General features: G+C 73.8%; 17 protein-coding genes. 6 read left to right on the plus strand and 11 right to left on the minus strand.

The window, feature by feature from the left end; genetic code table 11:
- On the minus strand, positions 1-588 hold a 588-nt coding region (locus ACWENR_RS21795), incomplete at its 3' end, for a sulfurtransferase (RefSeq protein WP_452278818.1).
- A gap of 168 nt (positions 589-756) precedes the next feature.
- Here ACWENR_RS21795 and ACWENR_RS21800 point away from each other — a divergent pair.
- Positions 757-1,446 (plus strand): metal-dependent transcriptional regulator, encoded by a 690-nt coding sequence (locus ACWENR_RS21800; protein WP_452278819.1) that lies wholly within the window; start codon positions 757-759, stop codon positions 1,444-1,446.
- A 217-nt stretch (positions 1,447-1,663) separates the two neighbouring features.
- Here the strand turns inward: ACWENR_RS21800 and ACWENR_RS21805 are convergent, their stop codons facing one another.
- From ACWENR_RS21805 to ACWENR_RS21815, 3 genes are all read right to left on the minus strand, one after another.
- A complete protein-coding gene (locus ACWENR_RS21805; RefSeq protein ID WP_452278820.1) occupies positions 1,664-2,215 on the minus strand; it encodes a hypothetical protein in 552 nt (183 codons plus the stop codon).
- Positions 2,216-2,303: 88 nt separating this feature from the next.
- Complete coding sequence (locus ACWENR_RS21810; protein WP_452278821.1) at positions 2,304-2,546, minus strand: DUF5522 domain-containing protein; 243 nt, start codon at positions 2,544-2,546, stop codon at positions 2,304-2,306.
- Positions 2,547-2,850: 304 nt separating this feature from the next.
- Entirely contained in the window at positions 2,851-3,840 is a 990-nt protein-coding gene (locus tag ACWENR_RS21815; protein WP_452278822.1) for an asparaginase, read from the minus strand.
- Positions 3,841-4,006: 166 nt separating this feature from the next.
- Here ACWENR_RS21815 and ACWENR_RS21820 point away from each other — a divergent pair, with 166 nt between their 5' ends.
- Together ACWENR_RS21820 and ACWENR_RS21825 are read left to right on the plus strand one after the other, a co-directional pair.
- Positions 4,007-5,275 (plus strand): MFS transporter, encoded by a 1,269-nt coding sequence (locus ACWENR_RS21820; protein WP_452278823.1) that lies wholly within the window; start codon positions 4,007-4,009, stop codon positions 5,273-5,275.
- 394 nt (positions 5,276-5,669) lie between these two features.
- Positions 5,670-5,984, plus strand: coding sequence for a TraR/DksA family transcriptional regulator (locus tag ACWENR_RS21825; RefSeq protein ID WP_452278824.1), 315 nt, complete (start codon positions 5,670-5,672; stop codon positions 5,982-5,984).
- 73 nt (positions 5,985-6,057) lie between these two features.
- Here the strand turns inward: ACWENR_RS21825 and ACWENR_RS21830 are convergent, their stop codons facing one another.
- Positions 6,058-6,942 (minus strand): NAD(P)-dependent oxidoreductase, encoded by an 885-nt coding sequence (locus ACWENR_RS21830; RefSeq protein WP_452278825.1) that lies wholly within the window; start codon positions 6,940-6,942, stop codon positions 6,058-6,060.
- A gap of 51 nt (positions 6,943-6,993) precedes the next feature.
- Between ACWENR_RS21830 and ACWENR_RS21835 the strand changes: the two genes are divergently transcribed.
- A complete protein-coding gene (locus tag ACWENR_RS21835; RefSeq protein ID WP_452278826.1) occupies positions 6,994-7,401 on the plus strand; it encodes a MerR family transcriptional regulator in 408 nt (135 codons plus the stop codon).
- Positions 7,402-7,626: 225 nt separating this feature from the next.
- Here ACWENR_RS21835 and ACWENR_RS21840 read toward each other — a convergent pair whose 3' ends face one another.
- Both ACWENR_RS21840 and nrdR read right to left on the minus strand, forming a co-directional pair.
- On the minus strand, positions 7,627-10,512 hold the full coding sequence (locus ACWENR_RS21840; protein ID WP_452278827.1) for a vitamin B12-dependent ribonucleotide reductase: 2,886 nt from the start codon (positions 10,510-10,512) through the stop codon (positions 7,627-7,629).
- A gap of 67 nt (positions 10,513-10,579) precedes the next feature.
- Positions 10,580-11,080: a transcriptional regulator NrdR gene (gene nrdR, locus ACWENR_RS21845; protein ID WP_452278828.1), complete on the minus strand. Its 501-nt coding sequence runs from the start codon at positions 11,078-11,080 to the stop codon at positions 10,580-10,582.
- A gap of 588 nt (positions 11,081-11,668) precedes the next feature.
- Between nrdR and lexA the strand changes: the two genes are divergently transcribed.
- A complete protein-coding gene (gene lexA / locus ACWENR_RS21850) occupies positions 11,669-12,451 on the plus strand; it encodes a transcriptional repressor LexA (RefSeq protein ID WP_091096519.1) in 783 nt (260 codons plus the stop codon).
- Positions 12,452-12,772: 321 nt separating this feature from the next.
- On the opposite strand, the gene ACWENR_RS21855 is transcribed toward lexA, so the two are convergent.
- Both ACWENR_RS21855 and hflX read right to left on the minus strand, forming a co-directional pair.
- Entirely contained in the window at positions 12,773-14,503 is a 1,731-nt protein-coding gene (locus ACWENR_RS21855; protein WP_452278829.1) for a hypothetical protein, read from the minus strand.
- Positions 14,504-14,554: 51 nt separating this feature from the next.
- On the minus strand, positions 14,555-16,009 hold the full coding sequence (gene hflX, locus ACWENR_RS21860) for a GTPase HflX (RefSeq protein ID WP_452278830.1): 1,455 nt from the start codon (positions 16,007-16,009) through the stop codon (positions 14,555-14,557).
- 195 nt (positions 16,010-16,204) lie between these two features.
- On the opposite strand from hflX, the gene ACWENR_RS21865 reads away from it, so the two are divergent.
- Entirely contained in the window at positions 16,205-17,671 is a 1,467-nt protein-coding gene (locus ACWENR_RS21865) for a malic enzyme-like NAD(P)-binding protein (protein WP_452278831.1), read from the plus strand.
- Positions 17,672-17,972: 301 nt separating this feature from the next.
- Here ACWENR_RS21865 and dapF read toward each other — a convergent pair whose 3' ends face one another.
- A complete protein-coding gene (gene dapF / locus ACWENR_RS21870) occupies positions 17,973-18,821 on the minus strand; it encodes a diaminopimelate epimerase (RefSeq protein ID WP_452278832.1) in 849 nt (282 codons plus the stop codon).
- Positions 18,822-18,828: 7 nt separating this feature from the next.
- Positions 18,829-19,905, minus strand: a 1,077-nt coding sequence (gene miaA, locus ACWENR_RS21875) for a tRNA (adenosine(37)-N6)-dimethylallyltransferase MiaA (RefSeq protein ID WP_452278833.1), incomplete at its 5' end; no start/stop codon positions are given.

The following is a 19,905-nucleotide window of genomic DNA, read 5'->3' on the forward strand; positions in this document are numbered from 1 at the left end:
GTCCACGGCACCGGTGTGGATCTCCGCGGTGATCTCGCCCCGGTAGCGCGGCGCGGCGCGCACGTCCAGCAGGACGCCCTCGCCGGCGGCGGCCAGCCGGGCCGCCTCCCCCGCGTCGAGCACCGGCAGCGCACCGGGGCGCACCTCGACGTCGCCCGGCTCCGGGGTCGGCACCGCCGTGCTGGTGGGCAGCCCGGCGGCCAGCCACGCCGGGAAGCCGCCGTGCAGCAGCCGTACCGGCCGGTGGCCCGCCCAGCGCAGGGTCCACCAGGCGCGGGCGGCGGCCATGCCGTCGCCGCCGTCGTACACCACCACCGGACGACCGGCGCGGACACCGGCGGCCCGCAGCGCGGCCTGGAGCGCGGCGGGGTCGGGCAGCGGGTGCCGGCCGGCGTCGCCCGGCGGGCCGCAGAGCGCGGTGTCGAGGTCGACGAAGACCGCGCCGGGCAGGTGACCGGCGGCGTAGTCGTCCCGGCCGGGCGGGCCCGCGAGGCGCCAGCGGACGTCGAGCAGCGTGGGCGGGTCGGCGCGGTCGAGTTCGACCGCGAGCCGGTCGGCCTCGACCAGCAGATCCTCGGTTGCGGACATGAGGTCAAGTCAACACCATCCGGGGCCGCACCCTGCGGTTCGTCAAGGGTCGTTCGGCCTTTCCCGAGGTAGCATCGTGGGCCGGAGGGCCGCTGACGTGATGCATGATCTGGTCGACACGACCGAGGATTTCGGTAACCGCCGCCACGGTAGGGAGGTCGTGACGCTGTGAAGTCCCACGACCTGGTGGACACGACCGAGATGTACCTCAAGACCATCCTCGAGCTGGAGGAGGAGGGGGTGCCGCCCCTGCGGGCCCGGATCGCCGAGCGGCTCGGGCAGAGCGGGCCCACCGTCAGCCAGACCGTCGCCCGGATGGAGCGCGACGGGCTGCTCACCGTCGAAGGCGACCGGCACCTGACGCTCACCCCGCACGGCCGCAGCACCGCCGTGTCGGTGATGCGCAAGCACCGCCTCGCCGAGCTGCTGCTGGTCAACGTGATCGGGATGCCCTACGAGGAGGCCCACGAGGAGGCCTGCCGGTGGGAGCACGTGATGAGCGACGCCGTCGAGAAGCGGGTCTACGACCTGCTCAACCGGCCGACCCGCTCCCCCTACGGCAACCCGATCCCGGGGCTGGAGGAGCTGGGCCTGCCGGAGCCAGCGACCGCCGAAGCGGTCGAGGGTGAACGCAACCTGGCCTTCCCCGGCCTCTCCGGGCCGGTGGTGGTCCGGCGGATCTGCGAGAGCGTACAGACCGACGCCGACGTGCTCCGGCAGCTGCACGCCGCCGGCGTCGACCCGGGCGCGACGGTGACCGTGGCGCAGGAGCGCGACGGGGTGTCGATCGACCGCTCCGGCGACCGCATCCGACTCCCCCGCGAGGTCGCCTCCCGCGTCTTCGTAGCCGCCCACTAACCCTGCTCCCCCACCCCGCCCGCCCCGCCGCGCCCCCGCGCCGCCGCGCCCCCGCTCGGCGCGGCGATCTTGCACTTTGTGCCCCGACATTTCGGGCACTAAGGGCAGATCGGGGGCCGAAAGTGCAAGATCGCCGCACACGAGGCGGGGTGGGGCGGGCACGCGGTGTGGGGCGCGATGCGCGTGGGGGACGGTTGCGGGGGTGGGGCGGGTTGCGTCAGAGGGCGCGGGGGTCGAGTTGCTTGGCCAGGGCGACCAGGGCGTCGGTGAGCCTGTCGGCGTCGGGCTTCGCCGTGTCGGGCGGGGCGGCGTAGCGGAGGGTGGCGAGGCGGCCCCCGGGGCCCAGCCAGCCCACCTCCGCGACCGGGCCGGCGGCACCCTTGGCCGAGGTGGTCCGCCGGTACGCCTTCTGCCCCAGCCCGGTGACCTTGGCCGCCTTCTCCGGCACCACGTCGGCGGTGAAGGTGGCCGCGTCGATGGAGGTCTCGGTGACGGTCAGCGTCAGCTCCGGCAGGGTGGCCTGTTCGGCGCGGACCACGCACGTGTGGCTGTCGCCGGTCGCGCTGGCGGCGGCGACGTCGAAGCGGAATCCGGCGTGCTGCTCGATCACGCCGAAGTCGAGCAGCCGGCACGCCCCGCCCGACGAGGCGGCGGCCGCGTCGACCGCGACCGGGGCGGGCGGCGGCACCGCCACCGATTCGTCGGCTTCCGCGCCGCACCCCGTCGCCAGCAGTACGGCCACCCCGGCGCCCACGATCCGCCCGCGCACCATCACTCCTCCGCTGCCCACCCGACGTGTCCGCCGGACACCGTACGGCCTGCCGCCGCCCGCGCGGTAGCCCTCGATCCGGTCACTGTCAGTCGTCGACGTACGGGCAGTGCCGGCAGCCGCGACCGCAGCAGGTGCCGCGCCGGGCCAGGAATCCCGCGCTGAGCACGAAGAGGCCGGTGGCCGGGTCGAGGTAGCCGGCCTCGCCGGCCGCCAGAGCGGCTGCGTGTGCGGCCAGGATCCGCGCCCGGTCGGGGTGCTCCGGGGGCAGCCGGGAGGGATGCGGCTCGGTCAGCGGCCGGTCCGCCAGCGGTCGTCGCTCTCCGGTCACCGGCGCAGTCTAGAGACGCCCTCGTCCGACACCCACGCCCGCCGTCCGCGCAGGCGCCTGCCCGCGTCGGCGCGAGGCGCCACGGACCGCCCCCGACCGCCACCCGCCGACAGCGCACGCACCTGCCCGCCATCGGCGCGAGGCGCCACGGACCGCCCCCAACCGCCGCCCGCCGTCGGCGCACGCACCTGCCCGCCGTCGGCGCAAGGCGCCAAGAACCGCCACGGACCGCCCTCAACCGCCGCCCGCCGTCAGCGCAGGCGACTGCCCGCCGTCGGCGCGGGACGCCGGGGCCGGAGCGGCGTCAGGCGTGCCGGGTCAGGGCGGCGGTGATCTCCTCGCGGTCCACGCCGGAGGCGAGCAGCAGTCGCAGCAGCACCTTCGCCTTGTACGGGTCGAGCAGCCCGCCGTCGAGCAGTCCCCGGCGGCGCAGGTCGGTCTCCGAGCCGACCGCGCCGTACGTGTGGCGCAGCACCGAGCCGGCGCCGGTGCGGGAGGTGAGCACCACCGGGATCCGCTCGGCCAGCGCGCCGAGCGCGGGGGCGAGCACCGCCGGGACGTGCCCGACGCCGAAGGCCGCGACGACGAGCCCGTGGTGGGTGTCGGCGACCCGGTCGAGCAGTCCGCCGTCGTCGTCGAGCGTCACGGTGTGCAGCGCGACCCGGGTGGCGTCGAGCCGCGCCGGGTCGACCGGCGGCAGCGGCTGCCGTCGGGGCGGGCGGGCCAGGACGCGTACCCGCCCCTCGATGACGTGCCCGACCGGGCCGGCGTTCGGCGAGGCGAACGTGCCGGTGCTGGTGCTGTGCGTCTTGCGTACCCACCGGGCGGCGTGGATCTCGTCGGCGAACGCGACCAGCACGCCGAGGTCGCGGGCGGCGGGGGCCGCCGCCACGCGGGCCGCGGCCAGCAGGTTCGCCGGGCCGTCGGGGCCGGCCAGGGTCGGGTTGCGCATCGCGCCGGTGAGGACCAGCGGCGCGGCGTGCGGCCACACGAGGTCGGCCAGGAAGGCCGTCTCCTCCAGCGTGTCCGTGCCCTGGGTGACGACCGCGCCGGTCGCCCCGTCGGTCACCGCCCGCGCGGCGGCGCCGACCACGTCGAGGAGTTGGCGGTACGTCAGGTGCGCGCTCGGCACCGCGTGGGTGTCGCGGACGTCGAGCGGCAGGCCCAGCTCGTCCAGCCCGGGCACGGCGGCGGTCAGGTCCGCGCCGGTCAGCCGGGTGACCACCCCGGCCCGGCCGGGCTCCACCCCGCCCATCGCGATCGTGCCGCCGAGGGTGAACAGGGCGATGGACATGCCGGAGCCTCCCGTCCGCCGCCACGGTAGGCGGCCCGCAGCACCGTACCGTCGGGTCGGATAACCGGTGGCGCCCGTCGGCGGGCGGCCGGCAGGCCGGCCGGGTGGATCGTCGCCGGATCGCGCCCGCGCCCGCCCGACGCCCGCCCGGCGCCGGGGAGCGGACGTGACGCAGCAGGCGGCCCGGCCCGGCGAGGTCGGCGCGCCGGCGCGGTCGTCGCTGCTGCGCAGCCGGAACTTCGGGCTGCTCCTGGCCGGGCAGACGGTCAGCGAGCTGGGCACCCGGATCTCCGGGGTGGCGGTGCCGCTGCTCGCCGCCGGCACCCTCGACGCCGGTGTCTTCCAGGTCTCGCTGCTGACCGCGCTCGCCTGGCTGCCGTACCTGCTCTTCTCGCTGCCCGCCGGTATCCTCGCCGACCGGGTCGACCAGCGGCGGCTGATGGTCGCCTGCGACCTGGGCCGGGCGGCGCTGCTGCTGTCGGTGCCGGTGGTCGCGCTGGTCGGCCGGCTCACCCTCGGTTTCCTGTACGCGGTGGTCGGGCTCTCCGGCGTGCTCACCGTGCTGTTCACCGTGGCCCACAAGAGCATGCTGCCCCGGCTGGTGCCGTCGGCCCGGCTCGTGGACGCCAACGCGAAGCTCGTCGTCACCCAGGACTCCGCCGAGCTCGTCGGCCCGATGGTCGGCGGGGTGCTGGTCGGGCTGGTCGGCGCCGCGAGGACGTTCGTCGCCACCGGCCTGGCCTTCGCCGTCAGCGGGGTGACCCTGCTGCTGATCCGCGACGCGCCGACGGCACCGGAGTCCCGGGCCCGGGTGCCACTGCGGGTGGAGATGACGGAGGGGCTGGGCTTCATCCGGCGCCAGCCGATCCTGCGCAGCATCCTCGCCTGCACCACCGTATCCAACTTCTTCGTGATGGCGTCCAGCTCGATCGAGGTGGTCTTCCTGCTCCAGGAGCTGCACGCCCCGCCGGCTCTGGTCGGGTCGGTCTTCTCGGTCAGCGCCGTCGGCGGCCTCGTGGTCGGCGCGCTCGCCGACCGGCTGACCGCCCGGCTCGGCTCGGCCCGGGTGATCTGGGTGGCCATGGCCGCCCCCGGCCCGCTCTACCTGCTCATGCCCCTGGCACAGCCGGGTTGGGGCGTGCTGCTCTACGGCGTCGGCCTGGCGGCGTTCTCCGCCAACGCGGTGCTCTACAACGTCGCCACCCTGACGTACCGGCAGCGGATCACCCCGCCGGCCCTGCTGGGCCGGGTGAACGCGGCGTTCCTGTGGATCTGTTTCGGCGTGATCCCGGTCGGCGCGCTCGCCGGCGGCACGCTCGCCAGCCAGCTCGGGCTGCGGCCGGCATTGTGGATCTGCGTCCTGGGCACGTGGAGCGCCGCGCTCTTCGTCGTCTGCTCCCCGCTGCGGCGGATGCGGGACATGCCGGCGACCTGACCGGTCGTGCGGCAGGCCCACGACCAGCGCGCTCACGGCCGACAGGCGACGCGGCCGGGTGAGGCCGGTCTCCGGGCCGACGGAAGCACGTTGGCTTTCCGATCCGCCCGGCCTATGGTGGCTGCATGTGTTCGTACGGTCAGCAGAGGAGCACCGCCGTCCCCGTGACGGCGGCGCCCGCTGCTGCCCGTCGGTGTGTCCTGTCCGTGACCGTCGCGACCCGGGTGGTGCGATCCGCCGTCGCGCCGTCGCGCCTCGGCTCGGTCGCCTCCCGGCTCCCGAGCCCCGTCCCCGCCGGACGTAGCCCCCCTGGACCGCTTGCCACCACGCGAACGGCCACCAGGGCGAAGCTACCCAAGCTTCGGCCCTTTTTCTTTTTCCGAGGAGCTACGCCATGACCACGCACACCCAGCCGGACCAGAAGTGGCTCGATGAGCTGCGGGACACACTGACGACCGACTTCGAGGCGCAGACCGTCCGGCTCACGCAACTGACGGCCGACACCGGCGACCCGGGCGAGGCGCACACCCAGAGCGCGATGATCGCCGCGACCCGGCAGAGCCTGGACCAGATCAGCGGTGCGCTGCGGCGCATCGCCGAGGGGCGCTACGGCATCTGCGAGAAGTGCTCCGCGCCGATCCCCCGGGAGCGCCTCGAGGTGCTGCCGCACGCCCGCTTCTGCGTGCCCTGCCAGCAGAAGCAGCACTGACCTGCGGGGTCGTGGGCTGCCTCGGGACGGCGAGGCAGCCCACGACGCCCGAGCACGGGCCGGCCGGCACCGGTCACTCGTCGCGGGGCGTGCCGAACTCCTCGATCAGCACGGGATACTGCTCCCCACCGTGCCCGGCGGCGATCGCCCGGTCGGCCATCGCCTTGATCAGCTTCGGCAGTTCGGCGTTGACACCCACCGCCTCGCTCTCCTCGATCAGGTGCGCCATCGCCCGCGCGTCGGTCTCCAGGGCCGACACCTCGGCCGGGAAGGATCCCTTGTCGATCTGCTCGGCGTACCCGGGCAGCCACTCCGCCACGCCGACAGCGATCTGCCGGGCGAACGGCGCGTACGTCGCGGCGTCGACGCCGGCCGTGGCGAGCATGGCGGTGCCCTGGAGCCAGGCGTTCAGGATGCTCCACATCATGGCCAGGCCGGCCACGTCGTACAGGGCGGCCAGCCCGTGGTCCGCGCCGAGGTGGGTGACGGTGCCGAGCGCGCCGAGGGTCGACTCGTGGGCCGCGAAGTCCGCCTGCGGCCCGCTGTGCAGGATCACCGCCTCGGCGGTCCCGATCGCCGGCGGGACGGCCATGATGGCGCCGTCGAGGTAGCGGGCTCCGCGCTGCTCGGCCCACCGGGCGGCCTCGCGGGCCTGGGCCGAGGAGCCCGAGGTCAGGTTGACCAGCGTGGTGCCGTCCAGCGCGACATCGGTCGCGCCGAGCAGCTCGTGGACGGCCTGGTAGTCGGTGAGGCAGATGACGGTCAGCGGGCTCGCCGTGAGCGCGTCGGCCAGCGACGGCGCAAGGCGGGCGCCCTCGGCCACCAGCCGGTCGGCCTTGGCGGTCGTACGGTTCCACACCGTCGTGGAGTGCCCGGCCCTCAGGAACGCGCCGGCGAGCGCCTGCCCCATCAGCCCGAGCCCGATGACCGTCACGGAAGTGTCGTGGTTGTTGTTCATGGCAGTATCGTCAACGTTGATACCGGTATGAAGGTCAAGCGGGGATTTTCGATGCGGATCGGCGAACTGAGCCGTCGGACGGGCCTGAACGCCCACCAGCTGCGCTACTACGAGGCCCAGGGCCTGCTGGAGGCCGACCGCGGCGCGAACGGCTACCGCGAGTACGGCGAGGACGCCGTGCTGCGGGTGAAGCAGATCCGGCACCTGCTCGGCGCCGGCCTGTCCTCCGAGGACATCGCCTACCTGCTGCCCTGCGCGGTCGGCGAGGCCCCCGAGCTGTTCGGGTGTCCCGAGTTGCTGGCCGCCATGCGGTCCCGGCTGCGGCGCCTCGACGACCAGATGGCCAGGATCGCCCGGTCCCGCCAGGCTCTCGCCGACTACATCGACGCGGCCGAGCGGACGGGGGCCGAGACCTACCCGCCGTTCGACGCCGCGGACCTGGAGCCGGTCCCCGCCTGAACGGTTTCCGGCCCGGCCGTGCCGACGGCAGTCGTCCGCCACGCCGCTGGGCCGTCGATGACAACTCCGGGCCCGGACACCGCCGGTTGCCCGTCCACCCACGCGACGCGTACCCCCGACGAAGCGGATGCCTCCCACCCAGGTCGGGTGGGAGGCATCCGCTTCAGTTACTCACTCGTGTGATCCGTCGGTCGCCTGCGCTCGCGGGACCGAGGGAGACGAGCGTCAGCTGCAGCCGCTGGTGGAGCCGCAGCCCTCGCAGACGTAGCAGCTACCGGCCGGGCGCATCTTCGTACCGCAGGTGAAGCAGAGCGGCGCGTCGGCGGCCTTGCCGATCACGGCCTCCAGCAGCTCGGTGCTGGAGCCCACGGACGGCGCCGGCGTGGCGGCGGCGATGCCGGCGGTCTCCAGCGCAGGCTGGGCGACGGGGCCGGTCTTCGGCTCCTCCGGCTTCGCCTCGACCGGGGCGGAGGCGGCCATCGCGGTGAGGTCCGCACCGTTCGCCTCCGCCTCCGCCTCGGCCCGGAGCTGGGCGGCCCGCTCCTTGGCGGTGAAGATGCCCAGCTCCGCGCGGCGCTCGTACGGCAGGAAGTCCAGCGCCAGGCGACGGAAGATGTAGTCCATCACCGAGGCGGCCATCCGCACGTCCGGGTCGTCGGTCATGCCGGCCGGCTCGAAGCGCATGTTGGTGAACTTGCTGACGTACGTCTCCAGCGGGACGCCGTACTGGAGACCGATGGAGATGGCCACCGAGAAGGCGTCCATCACGCCGGCCAGGGTCGAGCCCTGCTTCGACATCTTGAGGAAGACCTCGCCGAGGCCGTCGTCCGGGTAGGACGACGCGGTGAGATAGCCCTCGGCGCCGCCGACGGAGAAGCTGACCGTCTGGGACGGGCGCTTCTTCGGCAGCCGCTTGCGCACCGGGCGGTACTCGACGACCTTCTCGACCACCTTCTCCACCTCGGCGGCCGGGGCCTGGATGGTCTCGGCGGCCTTGTTCGGCTTGGCGACCGACAGGGGCTGGCCGACCTTGCAGTTGTCGCGGTAGATCGCCAGCGCCTTGAGGCCGAGCTTCCAGCCCTCGAAGTAGATCTTCTCGACGTCCTCGACGGTGGCCTGCTCCGGCATGTTGACCGTCTTGGAGATGGCGCCGGAGATGAACGGCTGGACGGCCGCCATCATCCGCACGTGGCCCATCGGGGCGATGGACCGCTCGCCCATGGCGCAGTCGAAGACCGGGTAGTGCTCCGGCTTCAGGCCCGGGGCGTCGACCACGTGGCCGTGGTCGGCGATGTGCTCGACGATCGCCTCGACCTGCTCCTCGGGGTAGCCGAGGCTGCGCAGGGCGCGCGGCACGGTCTGGTTGACGATCTGCATGGAGCCGCCGCCGACCAGCTTCTTGAACTTGACCAGCGCCAGGTCCGGCTCGACGCCGGTGGTGTCGCAGTCCATCATCAGGCCGATGGTGCCGGTCGGGGCGAGCACGCTGGCCTGCGAGTTGCGCCAGCCGAACTTGTCGCCGACCTTGTTGCCCTGGGTCCACTGCTTGGTGGCCTCGCGGACGATCGCGGTGGCCACGGTGCCGGCCGGCTTGATCTCGTCGTTGGCGGCGGCGTGCTTGCGCATGACCCGCTTGTGCGGCTCCGCGTTGCGGGCGTAGCCGTCGTACGGGCCGACGATGCCGGCCAGCTCGGCGGAGCGGCGGTAGGCGGTGCCGGTCATCAGCGAGGTGATCGCCGCGGCGACGGAACGGCCCTGCTCCGAGTCGTAGGGCAGGCCGGAGGCCATCAGCAGGGCGCCGAGGTTGGCGTAGCCGATGCCGAGCTGCCGGTAGGCGCGGGTGGTCTCGCCGATCTTCTCGGTCGGGAAGTCGGCGAAGCAGATCGAGATGTCCATCGCGGTGATGACCAGCTCGACCGACCTGACGAACTTCTCCACCTCGAAGTCCCCGTCGGCGCGGAGGAACTTCATCAGGTTGAGCGAGGCCAGGTTGCACGAGGAGTTGTCCAGGTGCAGGTACTCCGAGCACGGGTTCGACGCGGTGATCCGCCCGGTCTCGGGGCAGGTGTGCCAGTCGTTGATGGTGTCATCGTACTGGAGGCCGGGGTCGGCGCACTCCCAGGCGGCCTGGGAGATGCTGCGGAACAGGCCCTTGGCGTCGATGGTCTCGATCACCGCGCCGTCGAGTCGGCCGCGCAGGTCGAAGCCGCCGCCGTTCTCCACGGCGGTCATGAACTCGTCGGAGACCCGGACGGAGTTGTTGGCGTTCTGGTACTGCACGCTGACGATGTCGGCGCCGCCAAGGTCCATGTCGAACCCGGCGTCGCGCAGCGCGCGGATCTTGTCCTCCTCGCGCGCCTTGGTGACCACGAACTCCTGGATGTCCGGGTGGTCCACGTCGAGGATGACCATCTTGGCCGCGCGCCGGGTGGCGCCGCCGGACTTGATGGTGCCGGCGGAGGCGTCCGCGCCGCGCATGAAGCTGACCGGGCCGGAGGCGTTGCCGCCGGAGGAGAGCAGCTCACGGGAGGAGCGGATCCGCGACAGGTTGACGCCGGAGCCGGAGCCGCCCTTGAAGATCAGCCCCTCCTCCTTGTACCAGTCGAGGATGGAGTCCATCGAGTCGTCGACGGCCAGGATGAAGCAGGCGCTGACCTGCTGCGGCGAGGGCGTGCCGACGTTGAACCAGACCGGCGAGTTGAAGCTGAACACCTGGTGCAGCAGCATCCAGGTCAGCTCGTGGGCGAAGACCTCGGCGTCGGCGGGGCTGGCGAAGTAGCCGTACTCCTCGCCGGCGGTGCGGTAGGTGGTGACCACCCGGTCGATCAGCTGCTTGAGCGACCACTCCCGCTCCGGGGTGCCCACCGCGCCCCGGAAGTACTTGGTGGTCACGATGTTCGCGGCGTTGACGCTCCACGACTCGGGGAACTCGACCCCCCGCTGCTCGAAGTTGACCGAGCCGTCGCGCCAGTTGGTCATCACGACGTCGCGGCGCTCCCAGGCGACCTCGTCGTAGGGGTGCACCCCCTCGGTCGTCCAGACCCGCTCGACCTTGAGCCCCGCGCCGCCCTTGCTCCGTGCCCTACTTGTCGTCACACCATCCCCCGACATCTCATCCGCCCCCTCGTCCGCGCGGCCACCCGCCGCGCGATCCGACTGTCAAAACTGCAGAAGAACTTCAATTGGTACGGCCGGCGGCCTCGACCGCGTCGGCCCCGGCGCCCTCCCGGGCGCGTGCGGCGGCCCGCAGCGTCTCGATCTCGCGCTCGAAGTCGGCTAGCGAGTCGAACGACCGGTAGACGCTGGCGAACCGCAGGTAGGCGACCTCGTCCAGGTCCCGCAGCGGGCCCAGGATCGCCAGCCCCACCTCGTGGCTCGGGATCTCGGCGGCCCCCTTGGCCCGGACGGTCTCCTCGACCTTCTGCGCGAGCAGCGCGATCGAGTCGTCGTCGACCGGCCGGCCCTGGCACGCCTTGCGCACCCCGCCGATGATCTTCGTGCGGCTGAACGGCTCGGTGACCCCGCTGCGCTTGACGACCGCGAGGACCGCCTCCTCCACCGTGGTGAACCGCTTGCCGCACTCCGGGCAGGACCGCCGCCGGCGGATCAACTGGCCGTCGTCGGCCTCCCGCGAGTCGACGACCCGGGAGTCAGCGTGTCGGCAGTACGGACACCGCATCGCACCCGACCTCCTTCATCGATCGCGGGCACGCCGACCGCCCCCCGGGCACGCGTCAGCGCGGCGGAGCCATCTGCCGATGGCCTGCGCCGTGCCGACGGTACGGGAGTGCGGTCGGTAGTCGAACCCAACCTGTAGGCGACTTACGCCCGTGTGACTACTACATCTAGGGGTCGACCGTAGGCCGCCGACGATCCGCGGTCAAGTTGGGCGGCGTGTCCGGCGCGTCACCGTCACCCGGGGCGCACCGGCCGTCGCCACCCGCCCGAGAACCAACCGCCGGACCCGCCCCCGGGTTATTCGCCCGACCGCTTGGAAAAGCGCCCGACCCTCGGGTGGATGTCGAACACCCGTTCGATCCGACGTACCATTTATCAGAACGTGAGTACGAGCAGGGCCGTTTTTCACCCCGACACGCCGAGGCGATGTCGTACAGACGTTTGAAAATGACCGATCTCACCTATACGGTCATCAACAACCGGGCGCGGATTCTTCCCCGACCGGCCACCGAGCACCACCGCACCCACCAGCACCACCGCACGCACCACGAGCCGCCAAGGCACCCAGCGCCGACCAGGGAGGACGGACGTGACCGAGGACCGGGCCAGCCGGCCCAAGAGCCCGCAGCAGATCACCGAGGCGGGCCCGCCGGCCACCCGACGCCGGGGCGCCGCGCGCAGCCGGACCGGGCAGCCCGCCGTGCGCCCGGTCACCCCGGTGGTCAGCGCCTTCCCCGACCCCGCGACGGTGGACCTCACCGCCCGGCAGCGTCGGATCCTGGAGTTCATCCGCACCTGGGTCGACCGGCACGGCTACCCGCCGAGCGTGCGCGAGATCGGCGAGGCGGTCGGCCTGGTGTCGCCGTCCAGCGTCGCCTACCAGCTCAAGGAGCTGGAGAAGAAGGGCTTCCTGCGCCGCGACCCCAACCGGCCGCGTGCCGTCGACGTCCGGGCCCCCGGCGACGTCGACGACGAGCTGACCCGCTCGCAGCGCCCGGCCCCGGCCTACGTGCCGATGCTGGGCCGGATCGCCGCCGGCGGCCCGATCCTGGCCGAGCAGGCCGTGGAGGACATCTTCCCCCTTCCCCGCGAGTTGGTGGGTGAGGGCGAGGTCTTCATGCTCCAGGTCAAGGGCGACTCGATGCTCGACGCGGCGATCTGCGACGGCGACTGGGTGGTCGTCCGGCAGCAGCCCACCGCCGACGCCGGCGACATCGTCGCCGCCATGCTCGACGGCGAGGCGACGGTCAAGACCTACCGCCGCCGCGACGGGCACGTCTGGCTGATGCCGCAGAACCCGGCCTTCGACCCGATCCCCGGCGACGACGCCACCATCATGGGCCGGGTCGTCGCGGTGTTGCGCCGGATCTGACCCCGGCCGACCCTCCGGGGGGCCGCCGCCGGCGGTCCCCCGGAGCCGACGGGCATCCGGACCAATGGAGACGCCGACCGGGACCGGCATCCGGCCGACCGGGACCGGCGTCGACCGGGACTGACATCCGGCTCGCCCGGGAACGACGCCGGCCGGGACCGGCATCCGGGCGGACCGGAAACGATGTCGACCGGCATCCGGGCCGCGGCCGGGAGTCGGGTCGCGTCGAAACCCGGGCCCGACCGGCGCCACGCCGACCGGACACCCGACCGACCAGGCGCCGGACCGGGTCAGGAACCGGGCACCGGGCCGCGTCGGGTGTCAGTAACGGTCGCCTCGATGGCTCCGGCCGTTGCCCGGCGCGTGGCCGTAGGGGGCGCCGCGACCGTCGTCGTAGCCGTCGTCGCGCCGGCGGGCCGGGCGCTGCCCACGGGGATCCGGCTCACCGCGGCGCGGCGGCTCCGCCCGGCCGCCGCCGGGGCCTGGCTGGCCGCCGTAGACGCCGCCGCCGGAACGCCCACCGCCCTGGCGACCGCCACCACCGCCCGCCGGGCCACCGGGGCCGGGCTGCCGGCCGCCGCCGTAGACGCCGCCACCGGCCGGGCGGCCACCGCCGCCGTAGGCGCCACCGCCCGCCGGACGGCCACCGCCGTAGGTGCCACCGCCGGCCGGGCGACCGCCGCCGTAGACGCCGCCGCCGGCCGGCGCGGCCCCGCCGCGTCCACCGCCCGGCGGCACCGCCCCGCCGCGTCCGCCGCCCGGCGGGGCCACCCCGCCGCGGCCGCCGTAGACGCCGCCACCGGAGGGCGCGCCGCCGTAGACGCCGCCGCGGGCCCGGTCGTCGGGCGGCAGGTAGTCGTCGTCCGCCAGGCCCCGCAGGTCGTCGCCGGGGGCGTCGTCACGATCCGGGCCGTCGCCGGCGCGGCCGGAAGCGGCGGGCCTGCGCCGGGCCCGCAGGATGCCGAAGACGCCGGCCGCCACCATCACCGCGCCGACCACGCCGACCGCGGCGATCAGGTACGTGATGTCGCTCAGGCTGAGGCCGTCGAGCCAGGACTGGCCGGCCGCCTTCTTCTGCCCGTCGCCCTCGCCGGCGAGCGGCTTCGCGCCCTCGGTGGACGGGGTGTAGGCGAGGATGTCGACCGCCTCGCCGTCGTCGAGCTGGCCGCCGTCGGACACGGTGAGGAAGGTCTTGCCGTCCGGGGTGTAGGCGATCGCCTCGCCGAACGGGTCGGCCAGCGCCGTCACCCGTGGCTTGCCGGTGGTCAGGGCCGCGACGATGTCACCGCCGGCCACGTCGTACTCGAAGGCGTCGGCGTAGGTGCGCACCACCACCCGGGACCCGTCGGGGGACCGCGCCGCACCGGTGATCGCCACCCGGCCCGGGGCGCCGAGCCGATTGTCCGTGTCCGTCCTCGGCAGGGTGATCTCGCCGACCTTCTTCATCGGCACCGGTTCGGTGTCCCCGCTCTTCATCTTCGCGGCGGGGGTGAAGATCTGCGCCTTGCCCGACATCACCTTGGTGATGATCAGCGGGTTGCCGTCGTCGCCGATCAGCAGCGCCTCGGCGTCGTGCGGCTTGCGCTCGGGATAGGAGAGCCGGTGCAGCACCGGCCGCTTGGACCCGCTGACCGGCATGCTCCACAGCGCCACCCGGTCGCGGCGCTCCCGGCTGGTGATGTTGTCGCCCGTGTCGGCGATCCAGAGCGTCCCGCCGTCGGGCGAGAGCGCCAGGTCCTCCGTGTCGAACGGCCCCTGCCCGGAGTAGCGGACCGGTTCCTTGGCGATCCCGCACTTGCTGTCGAGGAAGAAGACCCGCCTGCGGCTCTCCACCTCGGTGCCGTCGTTGATCACGATGTAGCCGGTCTTCGTCGCCACCAGGCCCGACAGCTCCCGCAGCCGCTCGTCGGTCACCGTGCACCGTTTCTTGCCCGAGGCGGCCGCGAGCGGGGACGAGGCCGAGGCGGGCGCCGCCGAGGCGACCCCCGCACACGCCACGGTCGCCCCCAGCAAGCCGAGGGCGACCGTGACCGAAGAAACAGCGCGGCGCATTGAATCAGTGTCGCATGCCGCGGGTTTCCGCCGGGTGACGCCGGGACGCCGTCACCGTGCCGCGGCGACCGCCCGGCCCTCCGGCACCGCCTGGAACGGAGCCAGCTCGGCGGCGAGCGCCTCGCCCACCCGTACGTGCACCAGCGTCCCCTCCGGCAGGTGGGAGGTGCTCAGCACCTCGCCCTGCCGGTACACCCGCGCCACCAGGTCGCCCCGGTCGTACGGCAGCACCGCGCGGACCTCCACCGCCGGGCGGGGCAGCCGCTCCTCGACGGCCTCGCGCAGCCCGTCGATCCCGCGGCCCGTGTGCGCGGAGACGAAGACCGCCTCCGGCCAGAGCCGCTTGAGCCGCAGCAGCGTCTCCTCGTCGGCGGCGTCGGTCTTGTTGACCACCAGCAGCTCGGGCAGCCGGTCGGCGCCCACCTCGGCCAGCACCTCGCGGACCGCGCGGACCTGCTCCTCCGGGTCCGGGTGGGTGCCGTCGACGACGTGCACCACCAGGTCGGCCTCGGCCACCTCCTCCAGGGTGGAGCGGAACGCCTCGACGATCTGGTGCGGCAGGTGCCGGACGAAGCCCACCGTGTCGGAGAGCGTGTAGAGCCGCCCGTCGGAGGTGGTGGCCTTGCGGGTGGTCGGGTCGAGGGTGGCGAAGAGCGCGTTCTCGACCAGCACGCCCGCCCCGGTCAGCCGGTTGAGCAGGCTCGACTTGCCGGCGTTGGTGTAGCCGGCGATGGCGACCGCCGGCACGGCGTTGCGGGACCGCCGGGCGCGCTTGGTCTGGCGTACCGTCTTCATGCCCTTGATCTCCCGGCGCAGCCGGGCGATGCGGTGGCGGATCCGGCGCCGGTCGGTCTCCAGCTTGGTCTCACCGGGACCGCGCAGGCCCACGCCGCCGCCCGCGCCCCCGCCGCGACCGCTACCACCGGTCTGCCGGGAGAGCGTCTCACCCCAACCGCGCAGGCGGGGCAGCAGGTATTCGAGCTGGGCGAGCTCGACCTGCGCCTTGCCCTCCTTGCTCTTGGCGTGCTGGGCGAAGATGTCGAGGATCAGCGCGGTGCGGTCGACCACCTTGACCTTGGTGCGCTGCTCCAGGTTGCGTAGCTGGGACGGCGACAGCTCACCGTCGCAGATCACCGTGTCGGCGCCGCTGGAGAGCACGACCGAGCCGAGGTCGTCGACCTTGCCCCGGCCGATGTAGGTGGCCGGGTCGGGGCGGTTGCGCCGCTGGATCAGCCCCTCGAGCACCTGCGAGCCGGCGGTCTCCGCCAGCGCGGCGAGCTCGGTGAGGGAGTTCTCGGCGTCGTTCTGGGTGCCCTCGGTCCAGACCCCGACCAGCACGACGCGCTCCAGGCGCAGCTGGCGGTATTCGACCTCGGTGATGTCGGCGAGCTCGGTGGAGAGGCCAGGGACCCGCCGCAGCGCCTGCCGCTCTGACAGCTCGAACTCCCCGGTGGTGGCGTCGAGCTCGTCGTCGGTGTGGGGGAGGAAGGTCTCCTGGTTGGTCAAGCTGGTCTCCTGTCCGTTCTGCCCTGTACGCGCCGGTTGTGTCACGTACCGAGCAATCCTGACATGTGTCAACGCCGGACGCACCTGCTATATGCCCGCCCTGCCGCGCCACAAAAGTGGGGGCGGCCCGTCGGCCCGCCGGGGTGGGCGAGTAGAAATGCGGTGCGAGCCGCTCAGCGTCGACGGAGGGATCCTGTGGCCATCACCCGACTTCCGAGTGCCGGATTCTCGATCACCATTCGGATCGCCGTACCCGCGGACGCCTCCTCGATCGGCCGGCTGACCACCTCCGTCGGCGAAGCCGGCGCGATCGTCACCGCGCTCGACGTGGTGGACTCCGACCCCACGCACGTGCTCGTCGACCTGACCTGCGACACCGCCGACGCCAGCCACGCCGACCAGGTGGTCGACGCGCTGACCGCGCTCGACGGCGTGGACGTGCGCAAGGTCTCCGACCGCACGTTCCTGCTGCACCTCGGCGGCAAGATCGAGGTCAGCTCGAAGGTGGCGCTGCGCACCCGCGACGAGCTGTCCCGCGCGTACACGCCGGGCGTGGCGCGGGTCTGCCAGGCCATCGCCGAGAACCCGGCCGACGCCCGCCGGCTGACCATCAAGCGCAACACCGTGGCCGTGGTCAGCGACGGCTCGGCCGTGCTGGGCCTGGGCAACCTCGGGCCGGCCGCGTCGCTGCCGGTGATGGAGGGCAAGGCGGCGCTGTTCAAGCGCTTCGGCGGGGTGGACGCCTGGCCGGTGGTGCTCGACACCCAGGACACCGACGAGATCGTCCAGATCGTCAAGGCCATCGCCCCGGCGTACGGCGGGATCAACCTGGAGGACATCGCCGCGCCCCGCTGCTTCGAGATCGAGGCGCGGCTGCGCGAGGCGCTGGACATCCCCGTCTTCCACGACGACCAGCACGGCACGGCGATCTGCGTGCTGGCCGCGCTGACCAACGCGCTGCGCGTCGTGGGCAAGCAGCTCGCGGACGTCCGGGTCGTGGTCTCCGGCGCGGGCGCGGCCGGCACCGCGATCATGAAGCTGCTGCTGCGCCAGGGCGTGGGCGACATCATCGCGTACGACCGGCAGGGCGCCCTGCACCGCGGCCTGCCGGACCTCAACCCGGCCTGGCAGTGGCTGGCCGAGCACACGAACAGGGAGAACTACTCCGGCGACCTGGCCGGGGCGGTACGCGGCGCGGACGTCTTCATCGGCGTCAGCGCGCCGAACCTGCTCACCGGCGACGACGTCGCGCAGATGGCGAAGGACGCGATCGTGTTCGCGCTGGCCAACCCCGACCCGGAGGTCGACCCGCGCGAGGCGCGCAAGCACGCCGCCGTGGTCGCCACCGGCCGCTCCGACCAGCCGAACCAGATCAACAACGTGCTGGCCTTCCCGGGCGTCTTCCGCGGCATGCTGGACGCGCACGCCGAGGAGTTCACCGAGGAGATGGCGATCGCGGCGGCCCGGGCCATCGCGGACGTGGTCGGCGAGGACAAGATCAACCCGACGGTGATCGTGCCCAGCGTCTTCGACTCGCGGGTCGCCCCGGCGGTCGCCGCAGCCGTCCGCGCCGCCGCGCAGGCCCCGGCCCCGGCGCCCGCCGCCGACCCGGGCCCCGCCGACCTCCCCGAGATCGCCGCCGAGGCCAGCGCCACCCCGTAACACCCCACCCGGGCCCGGGCCCGCACCCCCACCTGGCCTGCCCTCACCGCGTTGGCCTGCCCTCACCGCGTTGGCCTGCCCTCGCCGCGTTGGCCTGCCCTCACCGCGTTGGCCTGCCCTCACCGCATTGGCCTGCCCCCACCGCGTTGGCCTGCCCTCGCCGCGTTGATCATGGCGTTGACGCCTCCGGAAAACGCTCTCCCCGCCGCTAACGTCATGATCAACGCGGCGGGGGTGGCCGAGGCGGGGTGGGCCGGGGCAGAGCCCCGGGGTGGGGCCGGGGCGGAGCCCCCGGGGTGGGTCAGGGGGTGGTCAGGGTGGTGGGGTCCAGGGTGCCGGAGGCTACCAGGGTGGCGGGGCCGGCCAGCCAGCAGGAGTCCTCCGTCACCGTGACCGAGAGCCGGCCGCCCGGGACGTCCACCGCCACCACCCCGGTGTCCCGGCCCGCGTCGCGCAGGGCCACGGCGGCCACCGCGCAGGCGCCGGTGCCGCAGGAGAGCGTCTCGGCGGAGCCCCGCTCGTGGACCCGCATCAGCACGTGCCCGTCGGCGCCGTCGACCGGCTCGCCCGGCGTGGTGAACTCGACGTTCACCCCGGCCGGGAAGACCGCCGGATCGACCTCGGGGGCCCGCGTGAGATCCAGCGCGGGCAGTTCCAGCCCGGCCGGCAGCGTGCAGACCAGGTGGGGGTTGCCCACGTCCACCGCCGTCCCGGGCAGGGTCAGCCCGCCCAGGCTGGCGTTCGCCGTGTCGTACAGCCGGGGGCGGCGCATCTCGACGGCGATGGCGTCGGCCGTGACCAGCGCGCGCACGACGCCGGCCCGGGTGGCCACGGGCAGCGCCTCCCCGGCCGGCTCGGCGAGACCGGCGGCGAGCAGGTAGCGGACGAAGACCCGGGCGCCGTTGCCGCACATCTCGGCGAACGACCCGTCGGCGTTCCAGTAGTCCATGAACCACTCGGCCTCGCCGGCCAGGTCGGCGCCCTCGGGGTGCTTCGCGGCCCGCACGACCCGCAGCACACCGTCGCCGCCGATCCCGCGCCGCCGGTCGCAGAGCGCCGCGACCAGACCGGGTGTCAGCTCCAGCCGGTCGTCGGGGTCGGGCAGGATGACGAAGTCGTTGCCGGTGCCGTGGCCCTTGGTGAACTGCACGCCCCCATCATCTCGCAGCGGCCGGCACCAGTCGCAGGGCGGCCGGGATCAGCTCCGGCGAGGCCGAGTCGAGCCAGTGGATCCGTGGGTCCCGCCGGAACCAGGACCGTTGCCGCCGCACGAAGCGCCGGGTGGCGCGGATCGTCTCGTCGTGCGCCTCGGTCTCGGTCAGCTCCCCGGCGAGGAAGCGCAGCACCTGCTGGTAGCCGAGCGCCCGGCTGGCCGTACGCCCCCGCGGCAGGCCGCGCCCGACCAGCTCCCGGGTCTCGGCGACCAGGCCGTCGGCCCACATCCGGTCGACCCGCAGGGCGATCCGCTCGTCCAGCGGCGCCGTGTCCAGGTCCACCCCGAGCTGCACCGACGGGTAGTAGGGCGTCGGGTCGGGCAGCGACGCGGTGAAGGGCGCCCCGGTCAGCTCGACGACCTCCAGCGCCCGCACGATCCGCCGGCCGTTGCCGGGCAGGATCCCCGCCGCGGCGGCCGGGTCGGCCTCGCGCAGCCGGGCGTACAGGGGGGCGGGGCCGACCTCGGCCAGCTCCCGCTCCAGCCGCTCCCGCACGACGGGATCGGTGCCGGGAAACTCGAACCGCTCCAGCACCGCCCGCACGTAGAGGCCCGATCCGCCGACCAGCAGCGGCACCCGGCCCCGGGCCAGGATGTCGTCGACCGCCGCGCGGGCCAGCCGCTGGTATTCCGCCACGCTGGCCGGCTCGGTGACGTCCCAGATGTCGAGCAGGTGGTGCGGCACCCCTTCGCGCTCGGCCGGCGTGAGCTTCGCGGTGCCGATGTCCATGCCCCGGTAGAGCTGCATGGAGTCGGCGTTGACCACCTCGCCGTCGAGGGCGTGGGCGAGGGCGATGCTGAGCGCCGACTTCCCCGCCGCGGTCGGCCCGACCACCGCGACCACCGTGCCGCCCGGTGGGTCACCGGCGGCGTCACCCGACGCACGGCCACCGAGGACGTCGCTCGACGGTTGGCCACCAACGGCGCCCGATGGGTGGTCACCGGCGTCACCCGACGCACGACCACCAGCGGCGCTCGCCGCGCGGCCACGGGCGGCGCCCGACGGGTGGCCACCGGCGGC

This window comes from Micromonospora sp. NPDC004336 (assembly GCF_053602615.1).